General features: G+C 72.8%; 28 protein-coding genes and 1 riboswitch. Of the genes, 8 read left to right on the top strand and 20 right to left on the bottom strand.

What is annotated here, in order from left to right; genetic code table 11:
- Positions 1-2 precede the first annotated feature (2 nt).
- Positions 3-770 carry a glycerophosphodiester phosphodiesterase gene (locus tag ACFYWL_RS15745; RefSeq protein WP_386972775.1) on the bottom strand — a complete coding sequence of 256 codons (768 nt, stop codon included), beginning with the start codon at positions 768-770 and terminating at the stop codon, positions 3-5.
- A 79-nt stretch (positions 771-849) separates the two neighbouring features.
- Complete coding sequence (locus ACFYWL_RS15740; protein WP_386972773.1) at positions 850-1,623, bottom strand: lysophospholipid acyltransferase family protein; 774 nt, start codon at positions 1,621-1,623, stop codon at positions 850-852.
- 203 nt (positions 1,624-1,826) lie between these two features.
- Here ACFYWL_RS15740 and ACFYWL_RS15735 point away from each other — a divergent pair, with 203 nt between their 5' ends.
- Both ACFYWL_RS15735 and cydB read left to right on the top strand, forming a co-directional pair.
- Positions 1,827-3,236 (top strand): cytochrome ubiquinol oxidase subunit I, encoded by a 1,410-nt coding sequence (locus ACFYWL_RS15735; protein ID WP_386973227.1) that lies wholly within the window; start codon positions 1,827-1,829, stop codon positions 3,234-3,236.
- Between the two features lie 14 nt (positions 3,237-3,250).
- Positions 3,251-4,249, top strand: a complete 999-nt coding sequence (gene cydB / locus ACFYWL_RS15730; RefSeq protein ID WP_386972771.1) for a cytochrome d ubiquinol oxidase subunit II — start codon at positions 3,251-3,253, stop codon at positions 4,247-4,249.
- Positions 4,250-4,346: 97 nt separating this feature from the next.
- Here cydB and ACFYWL_RS15725 read toward each other — a convergent pair whose 3' ends face one another.
- A complete protein-coding gene (locus ACFYWL_RS15725; protein ID WP_386972769.1) occupies positions 4,347-5,060 on the bottom strand; it encodes a hypothetical protein in 714 nt (237 codons plus the stop codon).
- 66 nt (positions 5,061-5,126) lie between these two features.
- On the bottom strand, positions 5,127-5,588 hold the full coding sequence (locus ACFYWL_RS15720) for a peroxiredoxin (protein WP_386973224.1): 462 nt from the start codon (positions 5,586-5,588) through the stop codon (positions 5,127-5,129).
- 113 nt (positions 5,589-5,701) lie between these two features.
- Between ACFYWL_RS15720 and ACFYWL_RS15715 the strand changes: the two genes are divergently transcribed.
- On the top strand, positions 5,702-6,430 hold the full coding sequence (locus ACFYWL_RS15715) for an SDR family NAD(P)-dependent oxidoreductase (protein ID WP_386972767.1): 729 nt from the start codon (positions 5,702-5,704) through the stop codon (positions 6,428-6,430).
- A gap of 72 nt (positions 6,431-6,502) precedes the next feature.
- Here ACFYWL_RS15715 and ACFYWL_RS15710 read toward each other — a convergent pair whose 3' ends face one another.
- The gene (locus ACFYWL_RS15710) at positions 6,503-6,832 is read right to left on the bottom strand and encodes a TraR/DksA family transcriptional regulator (protein ID WP_386972765.1); all 330 of its coding nucleotides are present in this window, start codon (positions 6,830-6,832) and stop codon (positions 6,503-6,505) included.
- Between the two features lie 667 nt (positions 6,833-7,499).
- Here ACFYWL_RS15710 and ACFYWL_RS15705 point away from each other — a divergent pair.
- Entirely contained in the window at positions 7,500-8,507 is a 1,008-nt protein-coding gene (locus tag ACFYWL_RS15705) for a tyrosine-type recombinase/integrase (protein ID WP_386972762.1), read from the top strand.
- A 138-nt stretch (positions 8,508-8,645) separates the two neighbouring features.
- Positions 8,646-9,458 carry a bifunctional 5,10-methylenetetrahydrofolate dehydrogenase/5,10-methenyltetrahydrofolate cyclohydrolase gene (locus ACFYWL_RS15700; RefSeq protein WP_386973221.1) on the top strand — a complete coding sequence of 271 codons (813 nt, stop codon included), beginning with the start codon at positions 8,646-8,648 and terminating at the stop codon, positions 9,456-9,458.
- On the opposite strand, the gene ACFYWL_RS15695 is transcribed toward ACFYWL_RS15700, so the two are convergent.
- The gene (locus ACFYWL_RS15695) at positions 9,455-10,234 is read right to left on the bottom strand and encodes an endonuclease/exonuclease/phosphatase family protein (protein ID WP_386972759.1); all 780 of its coding nucleotides are present in this window, start codon (positions 10,232-10,234) and stop codon (positions 9,455-9,457) included. The two genes, ACFYWL_RS15700 and ACFYWL_RS15695, sit on opposite strands and share 4 nt — an antisense overlap.
- Before the next feature lie 209 nt (positions 10,235-10,443).
- A complete protein-coding gene (locus ACFYWL_RS15690) occupies positions 10,444-11,055 on the bottom strand; it encodes a malonic semialdehyde reductase (protein WP_386972756.1) in 612 nt (203 codons plus the stop codon).
- A gap of 98 nt (positions 11,056-11,153) precedes the next feature.
- On the opposite strand from ACFYWL_RS15690, the gene ACFYWL_RS15685 reads away from it, so the two are divergent.
- Together ACFYWL_RS15685 and ACFYWL_RS15680 are read left to right on the top strand one after the other, a co-directional pair.
- Positions 11,154-11,504, top strand: coding sequence for a winged helix-turn-helix transcriptional regulator (locus tag ACFYWL_RS15685; protein ID WP_386972754.1), 351 nt, complete (start codon positions 11,154-11,156; stop codon positions 11,502-11,504).
- Positions 11,505-11,539: 35 nt separating this feature from the next.
- Positions 11,540-12,283 carry a GNAT family N-acetyltransferase gene (locus ACFYWL_RS15680; protein WP_386972751.1) on the top strand — a complete coding sequence of 248 codons (744 nt, stop codon included), beginning with the start codon at positions 11,540-11,542 and terminating at the stop codon, positions 12,281-12,283.
- A 42-nt stretch (positions 12,284-12,325) separates the two neighbouring features.
- Here the strand turns inward: ACFYWL_RS15680 and def are convergent, their stop codons facing one another.
- Together def and ACFYWL_RS15670 are read right to left on the bottom strand one after the other, a co-directional pair.
- Complete coding sequence (gene def, locus ACFYWL_RS15675) at positions 12,326-12,829, bottom strand: peptide deformylase (protein ID WP_386972749.1); 504 nt, start codon at positions 12,827-12,829, stop codon at positions 12,326-12,328.
- Between the two features lie 9 nt (positions 12,830-12,838).
- On the bottom strand, positions 12,839-14,008 hold the full coding sequence (locus tag ACFYWL_RS15670) for a chorismate-binding protein (protein ID WP_386972746.1): 1,170 nt from the start codon (positions 14,006-14,008) through the stop codon (positions 12,839-12,841).
- Between the two features lie 147 nt (positions 14,009-14,155).
- Between ACFYWL_RS15670 and ACFYWL_RS15665 the strand changes: the two genes are divergently transcribed.
- A complete protein-coding gene (locus ACFYWL_RS15665; RefSeq protein WP_043969126.1) occupies positions 14,156-14,356 on the top strand; it encodes a DUF5999 family protein in 201 nt (66 codons plus the stop codon).
- 165 nt (positions 14,357-14,521) lie between these two features.
- Here ACFYWL_RS15665 and gcvP read toward each other — a convergent pair whose 3' ends face one another.
- The 11 genes from gcvP to ACFYWL_RS15610 all read right to left on the bottom strand — a co-directional run bounded on the left by gcvP (position 14,522) and on the right by ACFYWL_RS15610 (position 26,177).
- Positions 14,522-17,344, bottom strand: a complete 2,823-nt coding sequence (gene gcvP, locus ACFYWL_RS15660) for an aminomethyl-transferring glycine dehydrogenase (RefSeq protein ID WP_386972744.1) — start codon at positions 17,342-17,344, stop codon at positions 14,522-14,524.
- A 77-nt stretch (positions 17,345-17,421) separates the two neighbouring features.
- Positions 17,422-17,520, bottom strand: a riboswitch (glycine riboswitch).
- Positions 17,521-17,579: 59 nt separating this feature from the next.
- On the bottom strand, positions 17,580-18,455 hold the full coding sequence (locus tag ACFYWL_RS15655; RefSeq protein ID WP_386972741.1) for an NAD-dependent protein deacetylase: 876 nt from the start codon (positions 18,453-18,455) through the stop codon (positions 17,580-17,582).
- Positions 18,456-18,533: 78 nt separating this feature from the next.
- Positions 18,534-19,154 (bottom strand): DivIVA domain-containing protein, encoded by a 621-nt coding sequence (locus ACFYWL_RS15650; RefSeq protein ID WP_386972738.1) that lies wholly within the window; start codon positions 19,152-19,154, stop codon positions 18,534-18,536.
- Positions 19,151-20,353: a globin domain-containing protein gene (locus tag ACFYWL_RS15645; RefSeq protein ID WP_386972736.1), complete on the bottom strand. Its 1,203-nt coding sequence runs from the start codon at positions 20,351-20,353 to the stop codon at positions 19,151-19,153. The genes ACFYWL_RS15650 and ACFYWL_RS15645 overlap by 4 nt, the downstream gene beginning before the upstream one ends.
- 2 nt (positions 20,354-20,355) lie before the next feature.
- Positions 20,356-21,549, bottom strand: a complete 1,194-nt coding sequence (locus ACFYWL_RS15640; RefSeq protein WP_386972733.1) for a nitric oxide synthase oxygenase — start codon at positions 21,547-21,549, stop codon at positions 20,356-20,358.
- 336 nt (positions 21,550-21,885) lie between these two features.
- A complete protein-coding gene (locus ACFYWL_RS15635; RefSeq protein ID WP_386972731.1) occupies positions 21,886-22,470 on the bottom strand; it encodes a MerR family transcriptional regulator in 585 nt (194 codons plus the stop codon).
- Between the two features lie 196 nt (positions 22,471-22,666).
- Positions 22,667-23,134 (bottom strand): bifunctional nuclease family protein, encoded by a 468-nt coding sequence (locus ACFYWL_RS15630; RefSeq protein ID WP_043969119.1) that lies wholly within the window; start codon positions 23,132-23,134, stop codon positions 22,667-22,669.
- A gap of 219 nt (positions 23,135-23,353) precedes the next feature.
- On the bottom strand, positions 23,354-24,058 hold the full coding sequence (locus tag ACFYWL_RS15625; protein ID WP_386973218.1) for a MerR family transcriptional regulator: 705 nt from the start codon (positions 24,056-24,058) through the stop codon (positions 23,354-23,356).
- 50 nt (positions 24,059-24,108) lie between these two features.
- Complete coding sequence (locus ACFYWL_RS15620) at positions 24,109-24,561, bottom strand: FHA domain-containing protein (protein WP_007071101.1); 453 nt, start codon at positions 24,559-24,561, stop codon at positions 24,109-24,111.
- Positions 24,562-24,771: 210 nt separating this feature from the next.
- On the bottom strand, positions 24,772-25,152 hold the full coding sequence (gene gcvH / locus ACFYWL_RS15615; protein WP_386972728.1) for a glycine cleavage system protein GcvH: 381 nt from the start codon (positions 25,150-25,152) through the stop codon (positions 24,772-24,774).
- Positions 25,153-25,217: 65 nt separating this feature from the next.
- Positions 25,218-26,177 (bottom strand): DUF881 domain-containing protein, encoded by a 960-nt coding sequence (locus ACFYWL_RS15610; RefSeq protein WP_386972726.1) that lies wholly within the window; start codon positions 26,175-26,177, stop codon positions 25,218-25,220.
- Positions 26,178-26,181 lie beyond the last annotated feature (4 nt).

Genomic DNA, 26,181 nt, shown 5'->3' with positions numbered 1-26,181 from the left:
TCTCAGGCGGCCCAGTGGCCGCGGCTGCGGTAGACGTCGCGCAGCACGCCGACGTGATCGGTCATGATGCCATCCACCCCAAGATCAAGTAACTCGTGCATCTCGGCAGGTTCGTCGATCGTCCAGACGTGCACGTGCAACCCCAGCCCGTGCGCGTACGCCAGGAACCGGCGGTCGACCACGGGCAGCCGGCCGTAGCGCGGCGGCACCTGCGCCGCCACCACCGACGGGTGCAGCCGCACCGGCCGCCCGTGCAGCGACGCCACCCGCAGCCGGGCCACCCCCCGCGCGCCCAGCCCCGTGGCGACCCGCCCGCGCGTGGCCGCCCGCAGCCGGGCCAGCCGGGCGTCGCTGAACGACGCCAGCAGCACCCGGTCGCCGGCGGCGACCCGCTCCAGCGCGGCGACGGTCGGCGCGACCGCCCCGTCTGCCTTCACGTCGACGTTGAACCGCACCCGCGGCCAGGAGCCGAGCACGTCGTCGAGGCGGGGCACCACGGCCGCCCCGCCCACGCGCACCGACGCCAGATCCGCCCAGCGCAGGTCCGCGATGCGCCCCGGCTGCCCGGTGACCCGCCGCAGGGTCGCGTCGTGGAACACCACGGCCACCCCGTCGGCGGTGGCGTGCACGTCGGTCTCGACGTACCGGTAGCCCAGGCCCACCGCGCGGGCGAACGCCTCGGCGGTGTTCTCGTCGCCGTGGGCCGCGCCGCCGCGGTGGGCGAACGCCAGCGGCGCGGGCGCGTCGAGATAGGCGGCGGGGGACTGCACGCACGGCAGTATGCCCCGCCCCGGCCGACGCCCGATGACCGGCAGGCGAGCGGCACGCCACACCGGCGAGCCCGGCGCGTCAGGGCAGCCGGCGACGGTGCGCCCGGGAGGTGTCGACGGGCCGGCCCGGGTCGACGTGACGCGGCACGTCGGGCTCGTCGGGGCGCAGCGGCGTCAGGGTGTCGGTGATCGCGTCGATGATCCGGTCGGTGACCCGCCGGGCCGCGCCCGGCGCGTCGGCGGCCACGTCGCCCAGCGCGACCGGGTCGCCGAAGCGCACCCGCACCACCGGCCGCCGCCACAACGCCCGGGCCACGGCGCGCAGCATGCCCTTCGGCGCCCGGTACGGCAGCACCTCGTGCGCGCCCCACTGGGCCACCGGCACGACGGCCGCGCCGCTGGCCAGGGCGAGCCGGGCGGTGCCCGTCTTGCCGCGCTCGGGCCACAGGCCCGGGTCCAGCCCGATGCGGCCCTCCGGATACACCAGGATCACCGACCCGGCGGCCACGGCGCACGCCGCGTCGTCCAGGGCCCGGTGCACGGCGGCGGTGCCCCGGTCGACGCGCAGGTGCCCGGCCCGGCGCATCGCCGCCCCCAGCAGCGGGGCGCGGAACAGCCCGCCGGTGGCCATGAACCGGGGGGAGACGCCGCGGGCGCGGCAGGCGGCGGCCAGCACGAGCGGGTCGAAGGGACTCAGGTGGTTGGCCGCCAGGATCAGCGGCCCCCGACGCAACCCGTCGGGCACGTCGCCGGTGACCTCCAGGCGGGCCAGGGCGCCGACGACGGCGCGGGCGAGCAGTTGGGCGCCGCGCCAGATCAGGGGAGGCCGCCAGCGGGCGGTGGGCGTGTCCATCAGCGGTCGATGGTCGCACGCCCGCGCCAGGCCCGGGAGCTCGGCCGGCGGGGGAGAGGGGAGCACGCCCCCCGGGCCGCCCGGCGGGGGGTGATCAAGGTCATTGGGCCCGGGCCGGGTCGGGACCTCCGCCCCTGCCACATCGTCTACGACGACGAGTAGTATCTACTACGTCTCGTAGTATGAAAGGCTGGGGGTTCCAGGTGGACGCGTTGGACGTCGCCCGCTGGCAGTTCGGTGTCACCACCGTCTACCACTTCCTGTTCGTGCCGCTGACCATCGGCCTGTCCGTGCTCGTCGCCATCCTCCAGACCCTCTGGCACCGCACCGGCAACGAGCGCTACCTCAAACTCACCAAATTCTACGGAAAACTCTTCCTCATCAACTTCGCCATGGGCGTCGTCACCGGCATCGTCCAGGAATTCCAGTTCGGCATGAACTGGAGCGACTACTCCCGCTTCGTCGGCGACATCTTCGGCGCACCCCTGGCCATCGAAGCCCTCGTCGCCTTCTTCCTCGAATCCACCTTCATCGGCCTGTGGATCTTCGGCTGGGACCGCCTCCCCAAACGCCTCCACCTCGCCAGCATCTGGGCCGCCGCCATCGGCACCAACCTCTCCGCCTACTTCATCCTCGCCGCCAACTCCTTCATGCAGAACCCCGTCGGCTACCGCATCAACCCCGACACCGGCCGCGCCGAACTCACCGACTTCCTCGCCGTCCTCACCAACAAGGTCGCCCTCGTCACCTTCCCCCACACCCTCGCCGGATCGTTCCTCGTCGCCGGCGCCCTCGTCGTCACCGTCAGCCTCTGGCACGTCATGCGCCACCGCGACAGCGCCGACACCGACGCCTACCGCTTCGCCACCAGATTCGGCGCCTGGGTCGTCCTGGCCTCCTCGACCCTCGTGCTGCTCACCGGCGACATCCAAGGCAAGATCATGACCGAGGTGCAGCCCATGAAAATGGCCGCCGCCGAGGGCCTCTACACCACCGAAAGCCCCGCCTCGTTCTCCGTGCTCACCGTCGGCAGCCTCGACGGCAGCCGCGAGATCTTCGCCCTCAAGATCCCCTACCTGCTGTCGTTCCTCGGCACCGGCGACCCCAACGGCACCGTCCAGGGCATCAACGACCTCCAGGCCCAATACGCCACCCAGTACGGCCCCGGCGACTACGCCCCCATCATCCCCGTCACCTACTGGAGCTTCCGCTTCATGATCGGCCTCGGCCTCGCCGCCGCCGCCATCGCCCTGCTGGTGCTCTGGAGCCAACGCAAGGGCCGCACCCCCACCAACCGCTGGCTGCTCCGCGCCGCCCTCGTCATGCCGCTGCTGCCGCTGCTGGCCAACTCCTTCGGCTGGATCTTCACCGAAATGGGCCGCCAACCCTGGATCGTCTTCGGCGAAATGCTCACCCGCAACGGCGTCTCCCGCACCGTCTCCCTCACCGAAGTCCTCACCTCCTTCACCGCCTTCACCCTCATCTACGCCACCCTCGCCGTCATCGAACTCAAACTTCTCGTCCGCTACGCCAAAGCCGGCGTACCCGACCTCACCCCCGACCCCGAACCCACCGACGACGACACCGAGCGCCCGCTCGCCTTCGCCTACTGACCCGGAGCCCCACCGTGGAACTCACCACCATCTGGTTTCTCCTCGTCGCCGTGCTCTTCACCGGCTACTTCATCCTCGAAGGCTTCGACTTCGGCGTCGGCATGCTCCTACCCGTCCTCGGCCGCGACGACCGCGAACGCCGCGTCCTCATCAACACCATCGGCCCCGTCTGGGACGGCAACGAGGTCTGGCTCATCACCGCCGGCGGCGCCATGTTCGCCGCCTTCCCCGAGTGGTACGCCACCCTCTTCTCCGGCTTCTACCTGCCCCTCCTGCTCATCCTGCTCGCCCTCATCGCCCGCGGCGTCGCCTTCGAATACCGCCACAAGCGCCCCGAAGCCACCTGGAAACGCCGCTGGGACCACGCCATCTTCTGGGGCTCCGCCATCCCCGCCGTCCTGTGGGGCGTCGCCTTCGCCAACATCTTCCGCGGCGTACCCCTCGACGCCGACCACGAATACGTCGGCGGCCTCACCGACCTGCTCCACCCCTACGCCCTCCTCGGCGGAGCCACCACCCTCGGCCTCTTCCTCACCCACGGCGCCGTCTTCCTCGCCCTCAAGACCACCGGCGACATCCGCCACCGCGCCCGCGCCCTCGCCCCCAAACTCGGCGTCGGCACCGCCATCGCCGCCGTCGCCTTCCTCGGCTGGTCCCTCACCATCCGCTCCAACGCCACCGCCGTCGCGCTCGCCACCGGCGCCGCCCTCGCCCTCCTCGGCGGCCTCGCCGCCGCCCGCGCCCGCCGCGAAGGCTGGGCCTTCACCGGCACCGCCCTCGCCATCGCCCTCGCCGTCGCCACCCTCTTCGCCGCGCTCTTCCCCAACGTCATGCCCTCCACGCTGGACCCCGCCGGCACCCTCACCGCCACCAACGCCGCCTCCACCCCCTACACCCTCAAGATCATGACCTGGGTGGCGGTCATCTTCACCCCCATCGTCCTGGCCTACCAGGGCTGGACCTACTGGGTCTTCCGCAAGCGCATCGGCGTCGCCCACATCCCCACCCACTGACCACCCGCCCCGGGGCCGGCGCGACTCCCCACGCGCCGGCCCCACACACAAAACCGCCCCCGCCGCACACAGCGACGGGGGCGGGGGAGAGGCACCATCAACCCGCCTCGCGCAACTCCGCCAACCGCGCCTCGATCTCCGCCAACTCCGCCCGCAACTTCTCCGCCTGCTGCTCCGCCTCCGCCCGCTCCGCCGCCAGAATCTGCTCCACCGCCTCCTGCACCCCCGGAACATCCACCAACGCCACCATCCGCAACGCCTCCGCCGGCTTCACCACATACGGCTTCGCCAACGCCTTCGCACCCTGCTGCGCCGCCACCGTCCACTCACCCTCCGCATACGCCAACGTCACCGTCAACCCCGCCGGCCCCTTCGGCTTCACCGCCTTCACCGCCTTCACCGGCCTACGCGCCGGCTTCGCCTCCACCTGATCCTGCTCCTGCTCCACCCTCGGCTCCTCCCGCCGCTGCGCCGGCACCCGCGGCGTGTCCAACACGAACTCCGGCTCCACCACCGCCGGCTCCGGCTCAGACTCCGGCGGCGCCTCCGCCGCCGCAACCGCCTTCCGACCCGCCCCCCGCGGCGCCACCGCCACATCGGCGGGGGAGAACGGCAACTCGTCACGCCCGAACCGCACCACCACGAACTCGTCCGACACCGCCGGATCCGTCAACTCCACCACCTGACCCACCTGACCGGCGATCTGACCAGCCGACGAGGTGAACACCACCCTCGGCTTCCGGCCCGCCGCCAACGCCTCCCGGATGCTCTGCACCTCGTCAGTGGACAAACCCTGGCCCGCGGCAACCATCACAACCCTCTTCCGTACACCTGTTTGATCCTGCCTTGATACCAGCCCGCACCGACACCCCGAAGATCAACCCCCCAACGCCCGCAGCGCCCGATCCGCATGCTCGTTCATCCCCAACTCGCTGTGCACCACCTCCACCACCCGCCGATCCACCCCGATCACGAACGTCATCCGCCGCGTGCCCAACGGCCCCAACGGCAACCGCCGCAACACCCCGAACCGCCGCGCCACCACACCGTCGACATCCGACAACAACGGAAAGTCGAACCCGTGCAACCGCGAAAACTCCGCCTGTCGCTCCACCCCATCCCGACTGATCCCCACCCGAGACGCACCCACCGCCGCGAACTCCGCCGCCAGATCCCGGAAATGACAACTCTCCGCCGTGCACCCCCGCGTCATCGCCGCCGGATAGAAGAACAACACCACCGGCCCCGACGCCAGAAACTCCGACAACCGCCGAGACGCACCCGTCTCGTCCGGCAACGCGAAATCCTCCACCACATCACCGACCCGCACACCCGCCACCCCAACCACCCCTCTCCACGAACCGACGCCGGCAGCGTAAGCGATCACACCCGCCACCGCGCCCCACGCCACCGGTAACGTCACCACCACACACCGGGGGAGAGGACCACCCGATGCCACCCGTCACCATCGTCACCGGCGGCAGCCGCGGCATCGGCGCCGCCACCGCCCGCCGCCTCGCCCACGCAGGCCACCACATCGCCATCGCCTACCGCCGCGACCACACCGCCGCCACCGGCGTCGTCGCCGACATCCAGGCCACCGGCCGAAACGCCCTCGCCGTCCAGGCCGACACCACCGACCCCGACGCCGTCGCCCACCTCTTCGACACCGCCGCCACCCTCGGCACCCTCACCGGCCTGGTCAACAACGCCGGCGTCACCAGCCCCATCGGCCCCCTGGCCGACCTGCGCGCCGAAGACCTACGCCACGTCGTCGACGTCAACCTCATCGGGTACGTCCTCTGCGCCCAACAAGCCGCCCGCCGCCTCACCCGAGGCGGCGCCATCGTCAACGTCTCCTCCGCCGCCGCCACCCTCGGCAGCCCAGGGGAGTACGTCCACTACGCCGCCGCCAAAGCCGCCACCGACACCCTCACCGTCGGCCTCGCCAAGGAACTCGCCCCCCACGGCATCCGCGTCAACGGCGTCGCCCCCGGCATCGTCCGCACCGACCTGCACGCCCTCTCCGGCGCACCCGACCGCGCCGACACCGCCGCCGGTCGCATCCCACTCGGCCGCGCCGGCGAACCCGACGAGATCGCCGCCGCCATCGCCTGGCTGCTCAGCCCCGACGCCAGCTACGCCACCGGCACCGTCCTGCGCGTCTCCGGCGGCCTCTGACCAGCGCGGCGCGGCCGACACGGCGGTGGGCCGCCACCCCAGGTCGGGGCGGCGGCCCACGCGCCACCCACGTCAGCCGGCCGACCTCTCCTGACACGGCACGCAGAACCGGGCGTACGGCACCACCTCCAGCCGCTGCACCGGAATGGTCCGCTCACACCTCTCACACACGCCGTACCCACCCTCGTCGATGCGCCGCAGGGCGTCGGCGACCTGCTCCACGCCCCGCCGCGCGGCCACCACCAGCGCCGCCCGGGTGTGCGCCTCGCCCGGGTCGCCCGTGTCGGCGTTGAGCTCGGTCAGTTCCCGCAGCCGCGCCGTCTGCGTGGCGAACTCGTCCGCCAGGGACGCGCGTAGCTCAGCCAGCCACTTCTGGTCGACGCTGCGATGATCCACACTCATGGTCGGTCCTTCCGATGAGAAACCCGGGGAAAAGAAAAAGGGCCGAAGCTCTACGGCTTCGCCCTGGCGGTCGTTTCGGGGAGGGGAACCGCCGCCGGAGGGCCACGGCCGGTCGGGCTCGGCAGCCCGTAGGTGACCACGGCGCTGGCCTGGCCCACGACGACCGGCGCGCCCACGACGCTCGCACCGCACGCGACGTGTGCCCGCGTCACGAACGTGACGGCGGGTGAACAGGTCGACAGCGGAGGCATCGGACCAGCATAGGTTGATCATCAGGGGGAAGCCAGCGGTAAACGCGACGCCCACACGAGATTCGATAATGTACATTATGTCAAGTTGACTATTCCGGGGCTCCTCCGAGAGGGGCCGGAGCGCCCTGCGCGGGCGCGACCCACAAACGGCCCGGTCCGCCACCCCGAATCACCCGCGCCGTCGTGTGCCGCCCCGACCGTGTCGCCGGCCCACCGCGGCGATCACCCTGACGTGCCGCCGGGGCCCGCCGCGCGGGCGGCGTCCCGTGGCCCGCGTTCGTCGGGCACGCCTTCGACCGACCGCCCGCCGTCGAGGGCCCGCGCCGTTCTTTTCCTCGGCGTGGCGGGGCGGGTGGGATCCGCTCCCCCTCTGCCGGCGGTCGCCGCGAACCCGAAAATCATGCATAATATCGCTTATGCATGACAAACAGGACGAATCGGTAATGAGTCTCGTCGAGGAGTTCCTGACCGCCCGGGCCACCCGCAAGCCGTCCCCGCACACCCTCGCGGCGTACCGGCGGGATCTGCGGGCGGTGGCGGCGCTGGCCGCGGAGGTCGTCACCCCGGCCGTGCCGCCCGAGGCGCTGCCGGTCGTGGCCCTCTCCCCCAGGGTCATGCGGGCGGCGTTCGCCCGGTTCGCCGCGCCCCGCGCCGTGGCGTCGGTGCATCGGGCCTGGTCGACGTGGAACAGCTTCTTCTCGTTCCTGGTGGCCGAGCAGGTGGTGGCGGGCAACCCGATGCCGGCGGTGGGGCGTCCCCGTGCCCCGCTCCCCCAGCCCAAGCCGCTGCGCGGTGAGGACACCCCGGAGCAGTTGCTCGCGGCGGTGTCCCGGCAGGACGGTCGGCAGCGTGATCCGTGGCCGGAGCGGGACGTGGCGGTGCTGGCGTTGGCGCTGTGTGCGGGACTGCGCCTGGCGGAGCTGCTGGCGCTGCGGGTGGCGTCGCTGGCGGGGCGGCCGGGCGAGCGTCGGGTGGAGGTGGCGGGCAAGGGGGGTCGGCCGCGGGTGGTGCCGATCGAGCCGGAGTTGGACAGGGTGCTGGTGGCGTACCTGGACAGTCGGGCGCGGCGGTTCGGGTCGCGGTCGGTGCGGCCGGAGTCGCCGTTGCTGGTGGATCGGCACGGTGAGCCGTTGCGGCGGGGTGGGTTGCAGTATCTGGTGGAGTCGTGTTTCCGGCGGGCGGGGGTGGTCGACCGGGTGCCGCAGGGGGCGCGGTTGCACGCGTTGCGGCACACGTTCGCGACGCGGTTGGCGGAGGACGGGGCGAGCGCGGCGGAGATCATGCGGTTGTTGGGGCATGCGTCGTTGGCGTCGTCGCAGACGTACATCGAGGTGACGGCGGGTCAGCAGCGGGCGGCGGTGCGGTCGAACCGTACGAATCGGGTGTTGGCGGGGTTGGTGTCGGCGCGGGGGGACGCGGGGTGAGGGGTGGTTGCGGCAGGATGGGTGGCACGCGACTGGCGGCACCGGGGATGGGATGGACCATCGGGGAGCTCGTCGTGGGGGTCGTCCGCCTGGGCCCCTGCGGGCGAGGTGGTTGGCGTGTCCTCTTCGACGGGTTCTGTGGGTGTGGCGCGGTTGTTGCCGGGTGGGCCGGTGGCGGATCGGGTGTGGGGTGAGGTGGCGGCGGAGGTCGTCGCGTTGCGGGCGGCGGGGGTGACGCCGTCGTTGGCGACGGTGCTGGTCGGCGACGACGACGCGAGCGCCGGGTACATCCGGATCAAGCGGCGGCGGGCGGCGGAGTTGGGGTTCGCGTCGCCGCATGTGCGGTTGCCGGCGTCGGCGTCGCAGGTGGACCTGCATCGGGTGATCGAGGAGTTCAATGCCGACCGTGGGGTGCACGGGGTGTTGGTGCAGCATCCGGTTCCGGGGGGCCTGGATTACGGGCGGGCGTTGCAGGTGCTGGATCCGGACAAGGATGTGGATGGGATGCATCCGGTGAATCTGGGGCGGTTGGCGTTGGGGTTGCCGGGGCCGGTGCCGTGTACGCCGGCGGGGATCGAGGCGTTGTTGGCGTTTCATGGGGTGTCGGTGGCGGGTCGGGAGGTGGTGGTGCTGGGTCGGGGTGCGACGTTGGGGCGTCCGTTGGCGATGTTGTTGGGGCAGAAGCGGGCGACGGCGGATGCTGCGGTGACGGTGGTGCATGCGGGGGTGCCGGGGATCGTGCGGCCGGAGCATGTGCGGCCGGGTGCGGTGGTGGTGGGTGGTGGGGTGCGGTATGCGGGGCGGCGGTTGTTGCCGGATGTGGATCCGGCGTGTGCGCGGGTGGCGGGGGCGATCACGCCGCGGGTGGGTGGGGTGGGTCCGACGACGGTGGCGATGTTGTTTCGTAATGCGGTGGGGGCGGCGCGGCGGGCTGTGGGGTGGGGTGGTTAGCCGAGGTCGACGAGGAGGGGGCGGTGGTCGGAGATGGTGGAGGTGGGGGTGGCGGTGGAGGTGACGGGTGGTAGTCGGTGGCGGAGGTGGCGGTCGGCGAGGATGTGGTCGAGTTGGACGCGGGGGTGGGTGGCGGGGTAGGTGGGGCGGCGGGCGAGGGGGGTCCAGCCGGAGATGAGTCGGGCGGGGGTGGCGGGGAGGTTGAGGTCGCCGAGGAGGATGCGGGGGGCGGGGAGGGTGCGGAGGGCGCGGACGGTCTGGCGGAGTTGGTGGGCGTTCCAGCCGGGGACGAAGGAGAGGTGGGTGGCGGCGACGGTGATGTCGCCGTGGGGGGTGTCGAGGACGGCGGCGAGGATGACGCGGGGTTCGTCCTGTAGGAGGACGAGGCCGCCGTCGGGGCCGGGGATGTAGACGGGTGAGCGGACGGGGGCGGGTTTGAGGCGGGTGACCTGCCAGGTGTGTACGGGGTGGCGGGTGATGAGGCCGATGCCGTAGCGGGGTTCGCCGTGTCCGTCGTCGTCGTGGCGTAGGGGGCGGAAGTGTTCGCCGGGGGTGCCGACGAGGGCGGCGGCGAAGCGGTGGTGGGGTGCGTGGAGGGCGTGGGCGGCGATGGTGGTGAGGTCGTGGTTGCCGCTGCGGGTTTGGTCGCGGTCGACTTCTTGGAGGGCGAGGATGTCGGCGTCGAGGGCGGCGACGGCGGTGGTGAGTCGGTGGGGGTCGACGAGTCCGTCGGTGAGGGATCGGCCGTGGAGCAGGTTGAAGGTGGCCAGGCGCACTCTGTGCAGCTTACGTGGGTGTTGGGGGGTGGGTGGGGTGCTGAGGGTGTTGGTGTGTTCGATGGTGGTGTTCGTGGTGGTGGGTTGGGTGGGTGTGTGGTTGCGGCGGCGTCGGGGTCGGTGAGGGGTGGTGCCGGCCTGCCGGTCGCGCTGCCGCTGTCCGCACGGGCCGGCGCGTGGTGGTTGCGCGCCGGCCCGGCGGGGGTGGGTCAGGCGTGGCGGACGACGTCGTCGTAGTCGAGGCGGGGCAGTCGGGGGAACCAGGCGTCGGGGCCGGGTTTGCCGATGTTGACGACGAGCAGGGAGCGCCAGCTGCTGTCGGCGAAGAATTCGCGGTCGACGCCGGCGGCGTCGAAGCCGGCCATGGGTCCGGCGGCGAGGCCGGCGGCGCGGACGGCGAGGAGCCAGTAGGCGATCTGGAGGGTGGCGTTGAAGCGGGCCATGCCGTCGCGGGTGGCGGGGTCGGCGGCGAGGCCGTCGCGCAGTTCGGGGCGGATGGGGAAGATGCGGGGGATGTGGTCGTGGAAGTCGGTGTCGGCGGCGAGGATGGCGACGACGGGGGCGGTGGCGGTCTTGGTGCGGTTGCCTTCGGCCATGTGGGTGAGGAGGCGGTCGCGGGCGTCGCCGGGGCGGATGTAGAGGACGCGGAGGGGTTGGGTGTTGGCGGCGGTGGGTGGGTACTTGGCGAGGTCGAAGATGGCGCGCAGGTGTTCGTCGGTGACGGGTTCGTCGGTGAAGGTGTTGGCGGTGCGGGCGTCGGTGAAGAGTTGGGCTTGGGCGTCGGGGTGGAGGGTGATCAGGGGTGTGGTCGTGTCGGTCATGGTGTCCTCCGGGTTCGTGGGGTTGTTGCTGCGCCTACGGTAGCAGCTAGCTTTTTCGAAGCTGCTGTGTCGTGGCGGGTGCCACGTATCCTGGGGTCATGACGCTGCGCTCCCCTGCCGACGACGTTCCTCGTGTGTGCGACCAGGGTCTGACGCGGGCGTTCGGGTTCCTGGGCAAGCGGTGGAACGGGGTGTTGCTGGGGACGTTGGGGCTGGGGCCGGCGGGGTTCGCGGAGTTAGCGCGGGCGTTGCCGGGGATCAGCGAGTCGGTGTTGTCGGACCGGTTGGGTGAGTTGGTGCGGGTGGGGTTGGTCAGTCGCACGGTGCGGGAGGGTCCGCCGGTGGGGGTCAGCTACGAGCTGACGGAGCGGGGTGCGGCGGTGTTGCCGGCGTTGGATGCGTTGGCGCGGTGGGCGCACGAGAATCTGCCGGCCGAGGGGTGTCGCTGAGCGGGTTGGCGCGTGCCGAGCACGACCGTGGGTTGTTGGGTCGGCTGCTGGGGCGGGATCCGGCGTTGCACGCGTACGAGTTGGGTGATCTCGACGACTTCTTCTGGCCGTACACGTCGTGGTTTCGTCGTGGCGGGCAGGTGGCGTTGCTGTATCACGGTGCGGTGCCGCCGACGCTGTTGGCGTTCGCCGGGCCGGGTGGGCGGGCGGAGTTGGCGGGGTTGCTGGCGGATCTGACGCCGGTGTTGCCGGCGCGGGTGCACGCGCATCTGTCGCCTGGTCTGGTGGCGGCGTTGGGTGGCGGGTTCGACGTCGGTGGTGGTGTGGGGCACGTGAAGATGGCGTTGACGGATCGGGCCCGGTTGGCGGGGGTGGTCGCCGAGGGGCAGCTGTTGACGGCGGCGGATCTGCCGGAGTTGCGGGGTCTGTACGCGGCGGCGTATCCGGGGAACTGGTTCGACGCGCGGATGCTCGACACGGGCCGGTACGTGGGGGTGCGTCGGGGTGGGGCGCTGGTCGCGGTGGCGGGGGTGCACGTGTATTCGCCGACGTGGGGGGTGGCGGCGTTGGGGAACGTGACGACGCATCCGGGGTTTCGGGGGCGGGGGTTGGGTGCGGCGGTGGTGGCGGCGTTGTGTGGGCGGTTGGTCGGGGAGGTGGAGCACGTGGCGTTGAACGTGCGGGGCGACAACGGGGTGGCGGTGCGGATGTACCGGCGGTTGGGGTTCACGGTGGTGGCCGAGTACGGGGAGTACGCGCTGACGGCCCGGTTGGGGTGAGGGTGGCGGGGCGGCCCGCCGGTGCTCGGGTCGAGGCGGTGGTCAGCGGCGGGGTGTGTCGTAGCGGCCGGCGCGGATCTCGCGGAGGGCTTTGCGGCGGGTGTCGCCGCGCAGGGTGTCGACGTAGAGGCGGCCGTGGAGGTGGTCGGTCTCGTGTTGCAGGGCGCGGGCGAGGAATCCGCTGCCGGAGATGGTGAGTGGTTCGCCGTGCTGGTCGAAGCCGTGTGCGGTGGCGTGCAGGGCGCGGGGGGTCGGGAAGTAGAGGCCGGGGATGGACAGGCAGCCCTCGTCGTCGTCCTGGGTTTCGTCGGACAATTCCAGGGTGGGGTTGATCATGTGGCCGCGGTGGCCGTCGGCGTCGTAGACGAAGACCTGGGCGGGCACGCCGATCTGGTTGGCGGCGACGCCGGCGCGGCCGGGGGCGCCGAGCAGGGTGTCCATGAGGTCGGTGACCAGGGCGCGTAGGTCGGCGTCGAAGGTGGTGACCGGTTCGCAGGCGGTGCGGAGCACCGGGTCGCCGATGATCCGGATGGGGCGCATCGTCATGCCAGCAGGTTATCGGTTGGTGAGGGCGGCGCGGACGGGCTGGGCCTTGGCGGCGGCTTCGGCGACTTCGGCGTCGGGGTCGCTGTCCCAGGTGATGCCGCCGCCGGCCCAGGTGTGCAGGTGGTGGGCGTCGGCGGCGGCGGTGCGGATGGTGAGGCCGAGGTCGAGGTGGCCGGGGGCGATCCAGCCGAGGGCGCCCATGGCGGCGCCGCGGCCGACGGGTTCGCAGGCGGCGATGACGTCGCAGGCGGCGAGTTTGGGTGCGCCGGTGACGGAGCCGCCGGGGCAGAGCGCGTGGAGCAGGTCGGCGAGGCCGAGGCCGTCGGCGGGGGCGGCGGAGACGGTGGATTCGGCCTGCCACAGGTCGCACCAGCGGCGTACGGCGAACAGTTCGTCGACGGTGACGGTGCCGGTGGCGGCGACGCGGGCGAGGTCGTTGCGTTCCAGGTCGACGATCATGATGTGTTCGGCGCGTTCCTTGGCGGAGGTGAGCAGTTCGGTGCGGCCGGCGGCGGTGGCGGGGCGGGTGCCTTTGATGGGGCGGGTGACGAGGCGGCCGGCTTCGACGGCGATGAGGGTTTCCGGTGAGGCGCAGCCGATGGCCCAGCCGGGGCCGTGCAGGGTGCCGCCGTAGCGGGCGCCGGGGAGGCGGGCGAGTCGGGCGAGGGCGGGGTGGGGGTTGCCGGTGTAGGGGGCGGCGGCGTGGCCGACGAGGTTGGCCTGGTAGACGTCGCCGCGGCCGATGGCGGCGCGGACGGTGGTGACGGCGGCGGCGTGTTGGTGGGGGGTCCAGCTGGGGGTCCAGTCGCCGACCCACCAGGTGCTCTCGGGCGCCGGTGGCGGGGTGGGGCGGGGGGTGGTGTGGTCGTAGACGACGATGGCGAGGTCGGGCAGGGCGGGGGCGGGGGTGGGTGCGCCGGGTGCGGCGGCGGTCATGGTGGCGGCTGCGGCGGCGGAAAGGTAGAGGGCGGCGCCGCAGGGGCCGTCGGGGCGGTGGGTGGCGGGGCGGGTGAGGTCGTCGACGCCGAGGCCGTGGGCGGTGAGGAAGTCCTGGGCGAGCGCGGCGGGGTCGCCACCGTCGGTCAGCCGCCATTCGAGGCGGTCGCGTTCGGCGAGGCGGTCGCGGCAGCGGGTGGGGGCGGCGGGTGCGTCGACTCGCCTCAGTGGGAGCGCTTCCACGCCGTCCGGCCCATTCTCCCTCGTCCGTTCAGTGGATTTCCCGGCGACATGGCGTGAACCTGCTCGATGCGGCTCGCTGTCGCTTGGTACTGTGCGTCACTGGTCATGTGAACCATGACACAGTGCCCCCACAGTCCGGAGAACCCGATGTGCCAGCACCAACCCACCTGCCCCTCTGCCGAAGCGACCGACCGGGAAGCCGCCCGGATCATCGCCTGCTTCCCTGAGCAGGGCTGGAGCCTGCTCTGCAACGGTGTCATCGTCTTCGAGGACACCGGCGAGCTCCTTCCCGACGGCAGCACCATCGCCCCCCACCGTGGCCCCGCCCGACACGCCCTCGTGGCCTGACCGTTCACCCAGCGTCAACCTGACGCACACGTCGACCTCAGGCTAGCCCCCGCTCGCGGGGCTGCCCTCCCCAGGTCGACGCACCGGCCGGGGCGGCCACGTGCACCGCCCCGGCGTCCCGCGCCGGTCCTCGAACCGGGTGGGTCCCCCGTACGGCCGCGGCGCTCAGTCCTCGAACGCCTCCGGCGCGGGGCACGAGCAGACCAGGTTCCGGTCGCCGTAGGCGCCGTCGACGCGCCGCACCGGCGGCCAGTACTTCCCGGCCCGGTCCACGCCCCCCGGGTAGCCGGCCACCGACCGCGGATACGGGTGCGGCCACTCGTCGGCCGACACCATCGCCGCCGTGTGCGGCGCGTTGGCCAGGGGGTTGTCGCCGGCCGGCCAGCGCCCCGACGCCACCGCGTCGATCTCCGCGCGGATGGCGATCATCGCGTCGCAGAACCGGTCCAGCTCGGCCAGGTCCTCGCTCTCGGTCGGCTCCACCATCAGCGTCCCCGCCACCGGGAACGACATCGTCGGCGCGTGGAACCCGTAGTCGATGAGCCGCTTGGCCACGTCGTCGACGCTGATCCCCGCGGCCTTCGTCACCGGCCGCAGGTCCAGGATGCACTCGTGCGCCACCAGGCCCTTGTTGCCCGCGTACAGCACCGGGAAGTGTTCCCGCAGCCGCGCCGCCACGTAGTTCGCGGCGAGCACCGCCACCCCGGTGGCCCGGGCCAGGCCCGCCGCGCCCATCATCCGCAGGTACGCCCACGGGATCGGCAGGATCCCCGCCGACCCGTACCGGGCCGCCGAGATCACCGGCCGGCCGTCGCCGCCGTCGCCGCACGGGTCGCCGGGCAGGAACGGGGCCAGGTGCGCGCGCACCGCCACCGGGCCCACCCCCGGCCCGCCGCCGCCGTGCGGAATGCAGAACGTCTTGTGCAGGTTGAGGTGCGACACGTCCGCGCCGAAGCGGCCCGGCTTGGCGAACCCGACCAGCGCGTTGAGGTTCGCCCCGTCGACGTACACCTGGCCGCCGGCGTCGTGGACCTTCGCGCACAACTGCGCGATGCCCGTCTCGTACACCCCGTGCGTCGACGGGTACGTCACCATGATCGCCGCCAGCGCGCCCCGATGCTTGTCGATCTTCGCGTCGAGGTCGACCAGGTCGACGTTGCCGCCGTCGTCGCAGCCCACCACGACCACCCGCATCCCCGCCATCACCGCCGACGCGGCGTTCGTGCCGTGCGCCGACGACGGGATCAGGCACACGTCCCGGTGCGCCTCGCCCCGGTCGGCGTGATAGGCGCGGATCGCCAGCAGCCCCGCCAGCTCCCCCTGCGACCCGGCGTTGGGCTGCACGCTGACCGCGTCGTAGCCGGTCACCTCCGCCAGCCACCCCTCCAACTGGGCGATCAACTCCCGGTAGCCGGCGGTCTGCGACGGCGGCGCGAACGGGTGCACGTGGGCGAACTCCGCCCAGCTCACCGGCTCCATCTCCGTGGTCGCGTTCAGCTTCATCGTGCACGAGCCCAGCGGGATCATGCCCCGGTCCAGGGCGTAGTCGAAGTCCGCCAGCCGCCGCAGGTAGCGCAGCATCGCCGTCTCGGAGCGGTGCGCGCCGAACACCGGGTGGGTCAGGAACTCCGACGTGCGCGCCAGCCCCGCCGGCCACGCCGCGTCGACGACGCCGTCGAACGCGGGCACCCCGAACGCCGCCCACACCGTCGACAGGTGCGCCGCGGTGGTCGTCTCGTCGCACGAGATCCCCACCCGGTCGGCGTCGACCAGCCGCAGGTTCACCCCCCGCCGCTGCGCGTCGGCGACCACCTGCCCGGCGCGGCCGGGCACGGTCGCGACGACCGTGTCGAAGAACGCGACGTCCGCGACGCTCACCCCGCCCGCGCGCAACCCGGCCGCGAGCCGCGCCGCCATCGCATGGGTACGCTGCGCGATCGCCCGCAGCCCGTCGGGGCCGTGGTAGACGGCGTACATGCCGGCCATCACGGCGAGGAGCACCTGCGCGGTGCAGATGTTGCTGGTCGCCTTCTCCCGCCGGATGTGCTGCTCGCGGGTCTGCAACGCCAGCCGGTACGCCGGGTTGCCGTCGGCGTCGCGGGACACCCCGACGAGGCGGCCGGGCAGCATCCGCTCCAGGCCGGCGCGCACCGCCAGGTAGCCGGCGTGCGGGCCGCCGAAGCCCATCGGCACCCCGAAGCGCTGGGTGGTGCCGGCGGCGATGTCCGCGCCGATCTCCCCCGGCGCGCGCAGCAGCGTCAACGCCAGCAAATCCGCGGCCACCGTCACCAGCGCCCCGGCCGCGTGGGCCGCCGCGACCAGCGGCGTGTGGTCGCGTACGGCCCCCGACGCCCCCGGGTACTGCAGGTGCAGGCCGAAGAACTCCCCCGGCAGCTCGTCGGCGTCCAGGTCCACCACGCGCACCTCGATGCCCAGCGGCTGCGCCCGGCTGGTGATCACGGCGATGGTCTGCGGCAACGCGTCGGCGTCGACCACGTACACGCCGCTGCGGGACTTCGACGCCCGCCGGGCCAGGGTCATCGCCTCCGCCGCGGCCGTGGCCTCGTCGAGCATCGACGCGTTGGCCGTGGCCAGCCCCGTCAGGTCGGTGACCATCGTCTGGAAGTTCAGCAGCGCCTCCAGCCGGCCCTGGCTGATCTCCGGCTGGTACGGCGTGTACGCCGTGTACCAGGCCGGGTTCTCCAGCACGTTGCGGCGGATCACCGCCGGGGTGTGCGTGCCGTGGTAGCCCAGCCCGATCATGGACACGGCGACGGTGTTGCGGCCGGCGATCTCGCGCAGCTCGGCGAGGGCGTCGTGTTCGCTGGCCGGCTCCGGCAGGTCCAGGGCGCCGTGCCAGCGGATCACCTCGGGGATCGCCGCGTCCATCAGCTCGTCGATCGAGTCGTAGCCGACGACGTCGAGCATGCGGCGCTCGTCGGCGCCGTCGGGGCCGATGTGACGGGCGGCGAACTGCTCTGCGGTCATGTGGCGGCGCTCCCCGGGGTGAGGTCGACAGGTCGGCCTCCCCCTGAGTCGCACCCCGGGCAGGGCGCTCCACAGTGCCTGCCCACGTGGTCCTTCTGCCTGAGAGGTTCCGGGGAGGAAGCTGCCCCTTCGGCGCCGCCCCGAACACCTCGGGCGGTCTCTCCCACGCGGGGTACCGGCACCGACCACGCTACCAGCGCCGCTGTTACCGGCGGATGTCGTCCCCGCCCCGGGATCAGCCGTGGGCCACCGCGCCGTCGGCGCGCGCCGCGGCCAGGGGCACGGCGGCGGTGAGGCGGTCGGCCAGTTCCGGCAGCGCCACGCCCAGCGGGGCGTCGACGCGGACGGTGGCGTAGTCGTCGCCGCGGGTGGGCCCCTGGTTGACGATCGCCACCGGAATGCCCTGTTTCGCCGCCCGGATCACGAACCGACGCCCCGACATCACCGTCAACGACGAGCCGAGCACCAGCAGGGCCCGGGCCCGCTGCACCAGGTCGAAACACGCCGCGACCCGCGCCGGCGGCACCGTCTCCCCGAAGAACACCACGTCCGGTTTCAGCATGCCGGTGCGACAGCACTCACAGTCCACCGGCCGGAACCGGGCCACCTGCGCGTCGGGCAGGTCCACGTCGCCGTCCGGGTTGACCGCCGCGACCGCCGCCGAGAACCCCGGGTTCGCCTCCCGCAGCCGCCGGTCCAGCCTCTCGCGCGTGGTGCGGTCGCCGCAGTCGAGGCACACCACCGCGTCGAGACGCCCGTGCAACTCCACCACCGACGCCGACCCGGCGGCGGTGTGCAGGCCGTCGACGTTCTGGGTGATCACCGCGTCGACGAGCCCGCCGCGCTGCAACCGGGCCACCGCGGCGTGCCCGCCGTTGGGCGCGGCGCGGGCGATCGTGCGCCACCCCAGGTGGCTGCGCGCCCAGTAGCGACGCCGCGCCGCCGGGTCCTGCGTGAACGCCTGGAACGTCATCGGGGTGTGCCGGCGGGCCACGCCGCTGGGCCCCCGGTAGTCGGGGATGCCCGACTCCGTGGACAGGCCCGCGCCGCTGAGGACCACGACACCACCGGCGGCGAGCAGGCCGGCCACCGCGTCGATCGTCTGCGTCACGTCGTCCATGCTGCCTCGGCGCGCGCCGCGTCGGCGACCGCCGCGCGGGTGACGCTGCTCGCCCGCGGCGGCGTCGGGTTACCCGCCGAGGACCTGACGCAACTGCCGGTCGGCCTCGGCGGCCTGCTCCGCCTGTGCCCGCACCTGCTCCGCCTGCCCCGCCAGGTACGCCTGCCACCGGCCCAGTTGCTGCTGCGCCGCCGCCGCCAGCGCCGCCTGCCGGCCCTCCAGCTCGCGCACCCGCCCCAGCAGCCGCAGCTCCTCGGCGCGGGAATCCGCCGGGTCCGGGCGGGTGCCGAGCATTGCGCCCGCCCGCCGGTGCGCCTCGGCGACGATCTCCTCGGCCTGCCGCCGCGCGTCCGCGATGATCTCCGCGCTTTCCGCGCCGGCGTCCTCGATCGTGCGGTTCGCCTCCTCCTGCGCCCGCACCGCCAACTCGATCACCATCGGGTCCGGGCCCTGCGGGGCCGCGCTCGGCAGGGCGCCGTGCCGCAGCATCTCCACCTGCCGCACCAGCGCCTCGTTCTCCCGCCGCAGCCGCTCCAGCTCGCCGTGCAGCAACCCGATCCGCTCGTCGGCCGACCGGGCCACGTCGGCGACCTGGTCGACCGGCAGCCAGTCACCCCCACGGAACCGGCGGGCCGCCAACGTGCCCACCACCCTGGCCGTGCCGCCGTGGTCACCCGCGTCGACGCTCATCGGACCCCCGTCGCGCTGAAGTCCCGCACCGCCACCGCGGCGGCCCCACCCGCCAGCGGCGGATACAGGCGATGATCGTAGGACTCGGCCAGGATCCGGTGCGGGGCCACCCCCGATCCGAGCAGCGCCCCGATCGTCTCACGGGTCATCTCCGGGCTGCCGCACACCAGCACGTCGGCCTCCTCCCACGGCCCCAAACGCACCGCCGTGTCGCCGGCCGTTCCCACGGCCCCCGACCATCCCCAGCCCGTCTGCACCGTCGGCACGTACCGCAGCCAACCCGTCGCGCCCGCCAGCTCCCGCACGGTCGCGTCGTCGTAGAGGTCCTCCGGGGTCCGGCCGCCCACCACCAGCGTCGTGGGCCGCCCCGGGCCCGCCCGCAACGCCTCCACCACCGCCCGCAACGGCGCCAGCCCCGTCCCCCCGGCCACCAGCAGCAACGGCAGCTGCGGCGACCGATCGTACGCCGCGAGCGCGGTGCCCGTCGGCGAGCCGAGCAGCACCTGGTCGCCCACCCGCAGGCGGCGCACCAGGTGCGTCGAGAAGCGGCCCACCGCGCGCACGTGGAACTCGATCGTGCCGTCGGGGCGCGGCGCGTTGGCCGGTGACAGGTACCGCCACAGCCGCAACTGCGGCACCTGCACCGGCAGCGACTGCCCCGGCAGGTATTCGCACAGATAGTTGGGGCGCACCGTGAACACGCACAGGTCCGCGCGGCGTCGCTGCACCGCGAGGACCTGGGCTTCCCACGCCGGCGGCGACGACCGTTCCGCGTCCGCCGCGCCGGCCAGCATCAACCCCGACACCACCTCGTACGCCGTCGCCCAGTCCGCCCGCAACTCCGGCGTCCACTGCGGCCCGAGGAACCGTTCCAACGTCGCCAGCAACGCCTGGCCCACCCAGCGGTAGTGCCCCTGGCCCAGCGGCACCGTCCGGCCCTGCCGGTCCTCGCCCCGGAACCGGCGGTGGTCGGCGCCCAGCCGCCGCGCGAAACCGGCCAGCTCCCGCTCGTCGTCGACGTGACTCACGATGTGTCCCAACGCCGCCAGCAGCTTGTCCTCCTGGTAGCGCATGTTGGTCGGGAACATCGACCGCACCTCCGGCGCGATCGTGAACAGCGTCGCGTAGAAGTACTTCGCCGCCTCCGGGCCGGCCACCTGCAACTGCGCCCAACTCTGCCGTAACGCCGCGACGTCCATTCTCAGTCCTCCCGCCGGCGGGCCGCGTCGTGACGCTCCCGCAGGGTCGCCTCCGGCGCGCCGGCCGATCCGTACGCCCGCGGCGCCGGCCACAGGTTCGGGTTCGGCACCCCCGGGTCGTAGTAGCGGTGGTGCACGGCGTGCAGAGCCGCCCACCCGACGCTGCCGTTGAGCCACGACCAGTCACCGTGCACGGGCCGTCCCGCCCGCTCCTCCTGCGCGCAGAACCGCATGAACAACTCCGACTCGGTGTGCGGATCCGACACCCGCACCCCCGCCAGGCGGAACGAGTGCAACACCGCCTGGTTGATCACCAGCGCGGCGTGTTCCCGCCACAGCGTGTCCTCCCGTGACGTGTCCAACCCCAGGCCCCGGGCCACCGGCAGCAACTGGTCGTACCGGTCCCGGTCGCCCATGTTACGGGTGCCGATCTCGTCGCTGAGGTAGTGGCCGTTGAACGGCGCGCAGCTGTAGTCGACCCCGCCGACGCGCAACCGCATGTTGCTGATCACCGGCAACGCGTGCCACCGCAGCCGCAACCCCGCGAACCACGGATACGCCGGATGCGTCAGCGCGACCTCCCGCACCAGGTCCCGGGGCACCCGCACCAGCGTCGGATCCTCGTACGCCGTCTCGATCACCCACGGCAACAGGTCGAACCGGCCCGGCGCCGGCGGTGGCCGCCACCCCAGGGCCAGCGCCGCGTCCGTCATGGGCACCTGGGCGGGATCGCCCAGCACCGACCCGTCGGCGCACCGGTGACCGCAGTAGCGGATCAACTGGTCGTTCCAGATCCGCGCCCGTGGTCCCACCCCCGGCCGGTCCGGCGCGAACACCGTCATCACCGACTGGATCCGGCCGCCGTTGTCCGCCGCCGCCAGGTGCCGCGCCAGCTCCTGCGCGATCCCCGCCACCGTCGTCACGTCCCGGCGGTCACGCACCCGCAGACCGGCCCACCGCACCCGGCCCACACAGCGCACCGACTGCCGCCACGCCACCTTCGCGCCGTGCGTCAGCTCCTCCGGGGTGTGCCGGTACGTGCCGGTCACGGCGATCTCCTCCCGCACCTGCGCGATCCGCGCGGCCACTCCCGGCAGCCGCCGCTCCGCGTGGAACAGGTGCAGGAACTCCACCGCTTCCGCCAGCACGTCAGCCGCGGGCACGGGCGGCGGCAACGACAACGGCGCGTGCGCCACGGGGCACCCGGACCCGCCCGCGGCCCGTCTGCCGACGTCCACCAGGGTCACGCCGGCTTGCCTGTCAGTCTGCACTTCGGTTCAAATCCGATCGTCGGGCGACGCCGTCGCCGCACCCTGCGGCGTCCCGTCCACCGGCCTGCGGCTCGCCATCGCGCTCACCGACGGTGACCGACCGCGGCACGCCGCGAACGCCGCCACATAGGATTCCTGGCAACGCAAAAGCTGTCAACCGTCCCGACCCGTCCCGGGACCGCACACACACGGCGCTCCCGCACCAAAGCGGACCACTCGGGACAGCGCCCGACCATATTGCCGGCTGCCGGTGCGGCGGGCTCAGCCCGCCCGGCGGCGCGCCCGGCGCGCCGCCAACTCGTCCTGCACCGCATCGTCGCCCGCGGCGTCCGCCGCCGGCTCGGCCGGCTCCGCCGGAAGGTGCGACAACGACCCCTCGATCTCCTTGAACGCGCCACCGATGGCGATGCCGAACACGCCCTGGCCGCCCTGCAACAGGTCGACCACCTCCTCCGGCGACCGGCACTCGTACACCGTCGTGCCGTCCGAGATCAGCGTGATCCCCGCCAGGTCGGCCACCCCGCGCGAGCGCAGCGCCTCGATCGCCTTGCGGATGTTCTGCAACGACACCCCGGCGTCCAGCAGACGCTTCACGACCTTCAACACCACCAGGTCGCGGAACGAGTACAACCGGGACGTCCCCGACCCGGACGCGTCCCGCACGCTCGGCACCACCAGCGTCGTGCGCGCCCAGTAGTCCAGCTGCCGGTAGGTGATGCCCACCGCGTGGCACGCGGTCACACCCCGGTAGCCCACCGCACCGTCACCCTCAGTCGCCGGCCCCGCCGGCACCACACCCGTCTCCTGCGCTTGCGTGCCAGGCTCGGGATCTCGCGGCTCGTGCATCCGGACCAACCTCCCCGCCAGTGCGGTGACACGTCGCATCCGGGACGTGCACCCCTCGACACGGCAACCCTATAGCGCCCTTGAAGAGTTACCGCGCAGGAACGGTCGCGACACGCCGCGCAGCCACGGCAAAGATCACCGACACCCCCGGCAGATCACCCACAGTGACCACTTCCGGAGGGGCCGGGAAACACGGTCAGCCCGCGAAGTCCTCCGGACGCACCTGCTCCAGGAACTCGCGGAACTTCTCCACCTCGTCCTCCTGCTCGTCCGGGATCACGATCCCCGCCTCGGAGAGGACCTGCTCGGCACAACGAATCGGCGCGCCGACCCGCAACGCCAACGCGATCGAATCACTCGGCCGCGCCGACACCCGCACCCCGTCGTCACCGATCAACAGGTCGGCGTAGAAGACGTTCTCCTTCAACTCGGTGATCTCCACCGCCCGCAGCGGCGCCTGCAACGCCGCCAACACGTCCCGCAGCAGGTCGTGCGTCAACGGCCGGGCCGGCTTGACGCCCTGCTGCTCGTACGCGATCGCCGTCGCCTCCACCGCGCCGATCCAGATCGGCAGGTAGCGATCCCCCTCGACCTCCCGCAGCAGGACGATCGGCTGGTTGCTGGGCAGCTCCACCCGAACCCCGACCACGCTCAGCTCGCGCACCGCCGCCTCCGTGTCGTTGTCACCTACGCCCGTACCGCGACCTTCCCTGCACGGTACACGGGCCGCGACACGCACATCCCATGCGCTACCCGCACGCCCCGCGCCAGAGAAGGGTTACCCCGGCAAGCCTACGACACGCCCCCGGAAGCCGACCCCGCCCACCGCACCCGCCAACGCCGCGCGGCCCGGGCCAACGCCCAGGCCGCGCGTACACCACGATCACCGGCCCAACGTCGAACGCAGCCCCACCCGCACCAACGCCGCGTGCAACTGCTGGGACAACGCCACCAACTCCCGAGCCGTCTCCGCCGCCCGCGCCCGCGCCGCCGGATCGCTCTGCCGCACCAACGGCGCCACCAACTGCGCGAACAATCCCACCTCCCGGTCCGCCGCCGTCCGGTAACCCCGCAGGTGCCGGGGCTCCAGCCCGTACGCCGCCAGACCCGCCACCGCCCGCGCGATGATCAACGCGTCCCCGTCGTACCAGCCCGGCGGATCGGACACCAACACCCCGAGCCGCTCCAACTCGCCCAACGTCGACTCGTCGATCCCGCTGCGGGCGACCAGGTCGGACCGACCCAACCGCACCTGGGCGGAATCCGCCGGCTGATCCGGCGCGCCGGAACGACCGGGCACCTCACCGCCCGGGCCCACCGCCACCAGCGTCGGCCGGGACGGCGCCGGCCCGTCCGCCGCGTCCCACTGCGCCAACTGTTCACGGATCACCCGCAACGGCAGGTACTGGTCCCGCTGCGCGGTCAGCACGAACCGCAACCGCGCCACGTCGTCCCAGCTGTACTTCCGGTAGCCCGCAGCGGTGCGCTGCGGCTCGACGAGGCCCTCGGCCTCCAGGAACCGCAACTTCGAGATCGTGACGTCGGGAAACTCCACCCGCAACTGCCCCAGCACCTCGCCGATGCTCATCAGCGGTTGCGCGCGGGCCGCCCCGGGCGGCGTCGAAGCCGCAGGCTCGTTCACCCCCGGCCGGCCTCCTCCTCCGGGCGCGGACCGGCGATGAACACCACCCGGAACTTGCCGATCTGCACCTCGTCGCCGTTGCTCAACGTGGCCGCCTCGACCCGCTCCCGGTTGACGTAGGTGCCGTTCAGGCTGCCCACGTCCCGCACCGTGAACGTCCCGCCGTCGCGGTGGAACTCCGCGTGTCGGCGCGACACGGTCACATCGTCCAGGAAGATGTCACTGTCCGGATGCCGGCCGCTCGTCGTCACGTCGTGATCCAGCAGGAACCGGGCGCCCGCGTTCGGACCCCGACGAACCACCAGCAGCGCCATACCCGGCGGCAACGAACCGGACATCCGGCTCGGCACCACATCGGTGTCCGGCCCCTCCAGCACTTCGTCGAGCGAACCGAGATTGAGCGTCGAAGTGACGTCGAGCGGGGGGAACTCGTCGTCTGGCCGCGTCATGGGACCACCTCACGGATCTGTTTCGCGTCGGCGTCGGGTGATTCGGGTCTGGCCGCCGGGCAGCACACCCGGCGGCTGGCTCCCCGTGCCCGGAAAGGCAATTCCGCAACGCTCAACTTATGGGTTCTCGGTCGACTGGGCGAGCCTAGCCAGCGCCGAAATGCAGGGCAACCGGACGCGCGGCACGAACACCACACGCCCAACGGGCACTCAGCTCTCGGTGAGCTCGCGGTAAGCCCCGGCGGTCAGCAGCCCGTCCACCGCCGCCGGATCACCCGGCGTGATCTCCACCAGCCAACCCGCACCGTACGGATCAGAGTTGATCACCTCCGGAGTGTCCACCAACGCCTCGTTCCGCGCCGCCACGACCCCGCTCACCGGGGCGTAGATCTCGGACACGCTCTTGGTCGACTCGATCTCACCCAACGAGTCGCCCGCGGCCACCTCCGCGCCCTCCTCGGGCAACTGGACGTAGACGATGTCACCCAGCGCGTCCTGTGCGAAGTGCGTGATGCCGACCCGGACCGCGCCCGAACCGTCACCCGCCACCCACTCGTGCTCGGCGGTATACCGCAGATCCTCGGGAATCACCAGACGCGTCCTTCACCGTCGTACCGACCTCGGGTGCGCCGGCGGACCGGCGCGGGCCGCACCGGTCAGGAGACCGGACGGGCGTGCTCCAACTTCACGGGCGCGTGCAGCGCCGACACGTCGGCCACCTCACGATCCTCGACGATCACGTTACCGCCGTCACCGGCGACCGACGCGGCCACCCCGCCCGGAATCTTCAACGCCGTCGCCATCGTCGTCGGATCACCGATCACCGTGATCGTGAACGGACCCGACAACCGTCGTCCGTCGACCACCAGATCCCCGCCCGAGCCGTCCAGGAAGTACGTCGACGCGATGATCCGCACCGCCGCGCCGTCGCCGCCGGCGATCTGCATCGCCTCCGCGCCCGCGCCCCGCAGCTCCTGCACCGCGTCCAGCACCCGGTACGCCGAGATCGGCTTCGCCCCGGCCTCGAAGCGGACGCTCAACCCCGGCCCCCGCGCTGGCAGCGTCCCCGCCAGGATGCCCAGCTCGTCGGCCCGCCGCGTCGCCTCTTGCAACGCCGCCTGCCGGCCCTGCTCACCCGAGCGCAACTGCCGCTGGCTCTCCTCCAGCGCCTCGATGTCCTGGCGCAGCCGCTTCTCCCGCGAATCCAGATCCGAGAAGATCCGCACCAGGTCCTCCTGCCGCGTCGCCGCCGACGTCGGATCCGTCGACGTCGTGCGCAACTGCACCACGAGGGTGAACCCCAGCAGGCCCAGCAACAACGCGATCATCGCCCCGGCCGACGTGAACCGGCGCGCCACCGCGGCAGGCCCCGCCGGCGGGGCCTGCGTCGCGCCGGCCGAAGGGGTCACCGACGACAGGTCCACCGTCATCGCGTCGCCGGCATCCCGCTGCTCGTCCGGCGGCGGCGACTCCCGGCCCGGCGGCTCGCCCTGCGGCGAAAGCGGCGACGTCTCGTCGGAATCCGGCGCGCCCGGCCGCGGGTCCGGCCCCGTGGACCGGCCCGGAACCGCCGGCTGCGGCCACCCCGTGCCCGTGTCGGACTGCTCCTCGCTCATCGCC

Source organism: Micromonospora sp. NPDC002575 (genome assembly GCF_042889525.1).
Lineage (GTDB): Bacteria > Actinomycetota > Actinomycetes > Mycobacteriales > Micromonosporaceae > Micromonospora > Micromonospora carbonacea.
This window is presented reverse-complemented; position numbering and strand designations above follow the sequence as displayed.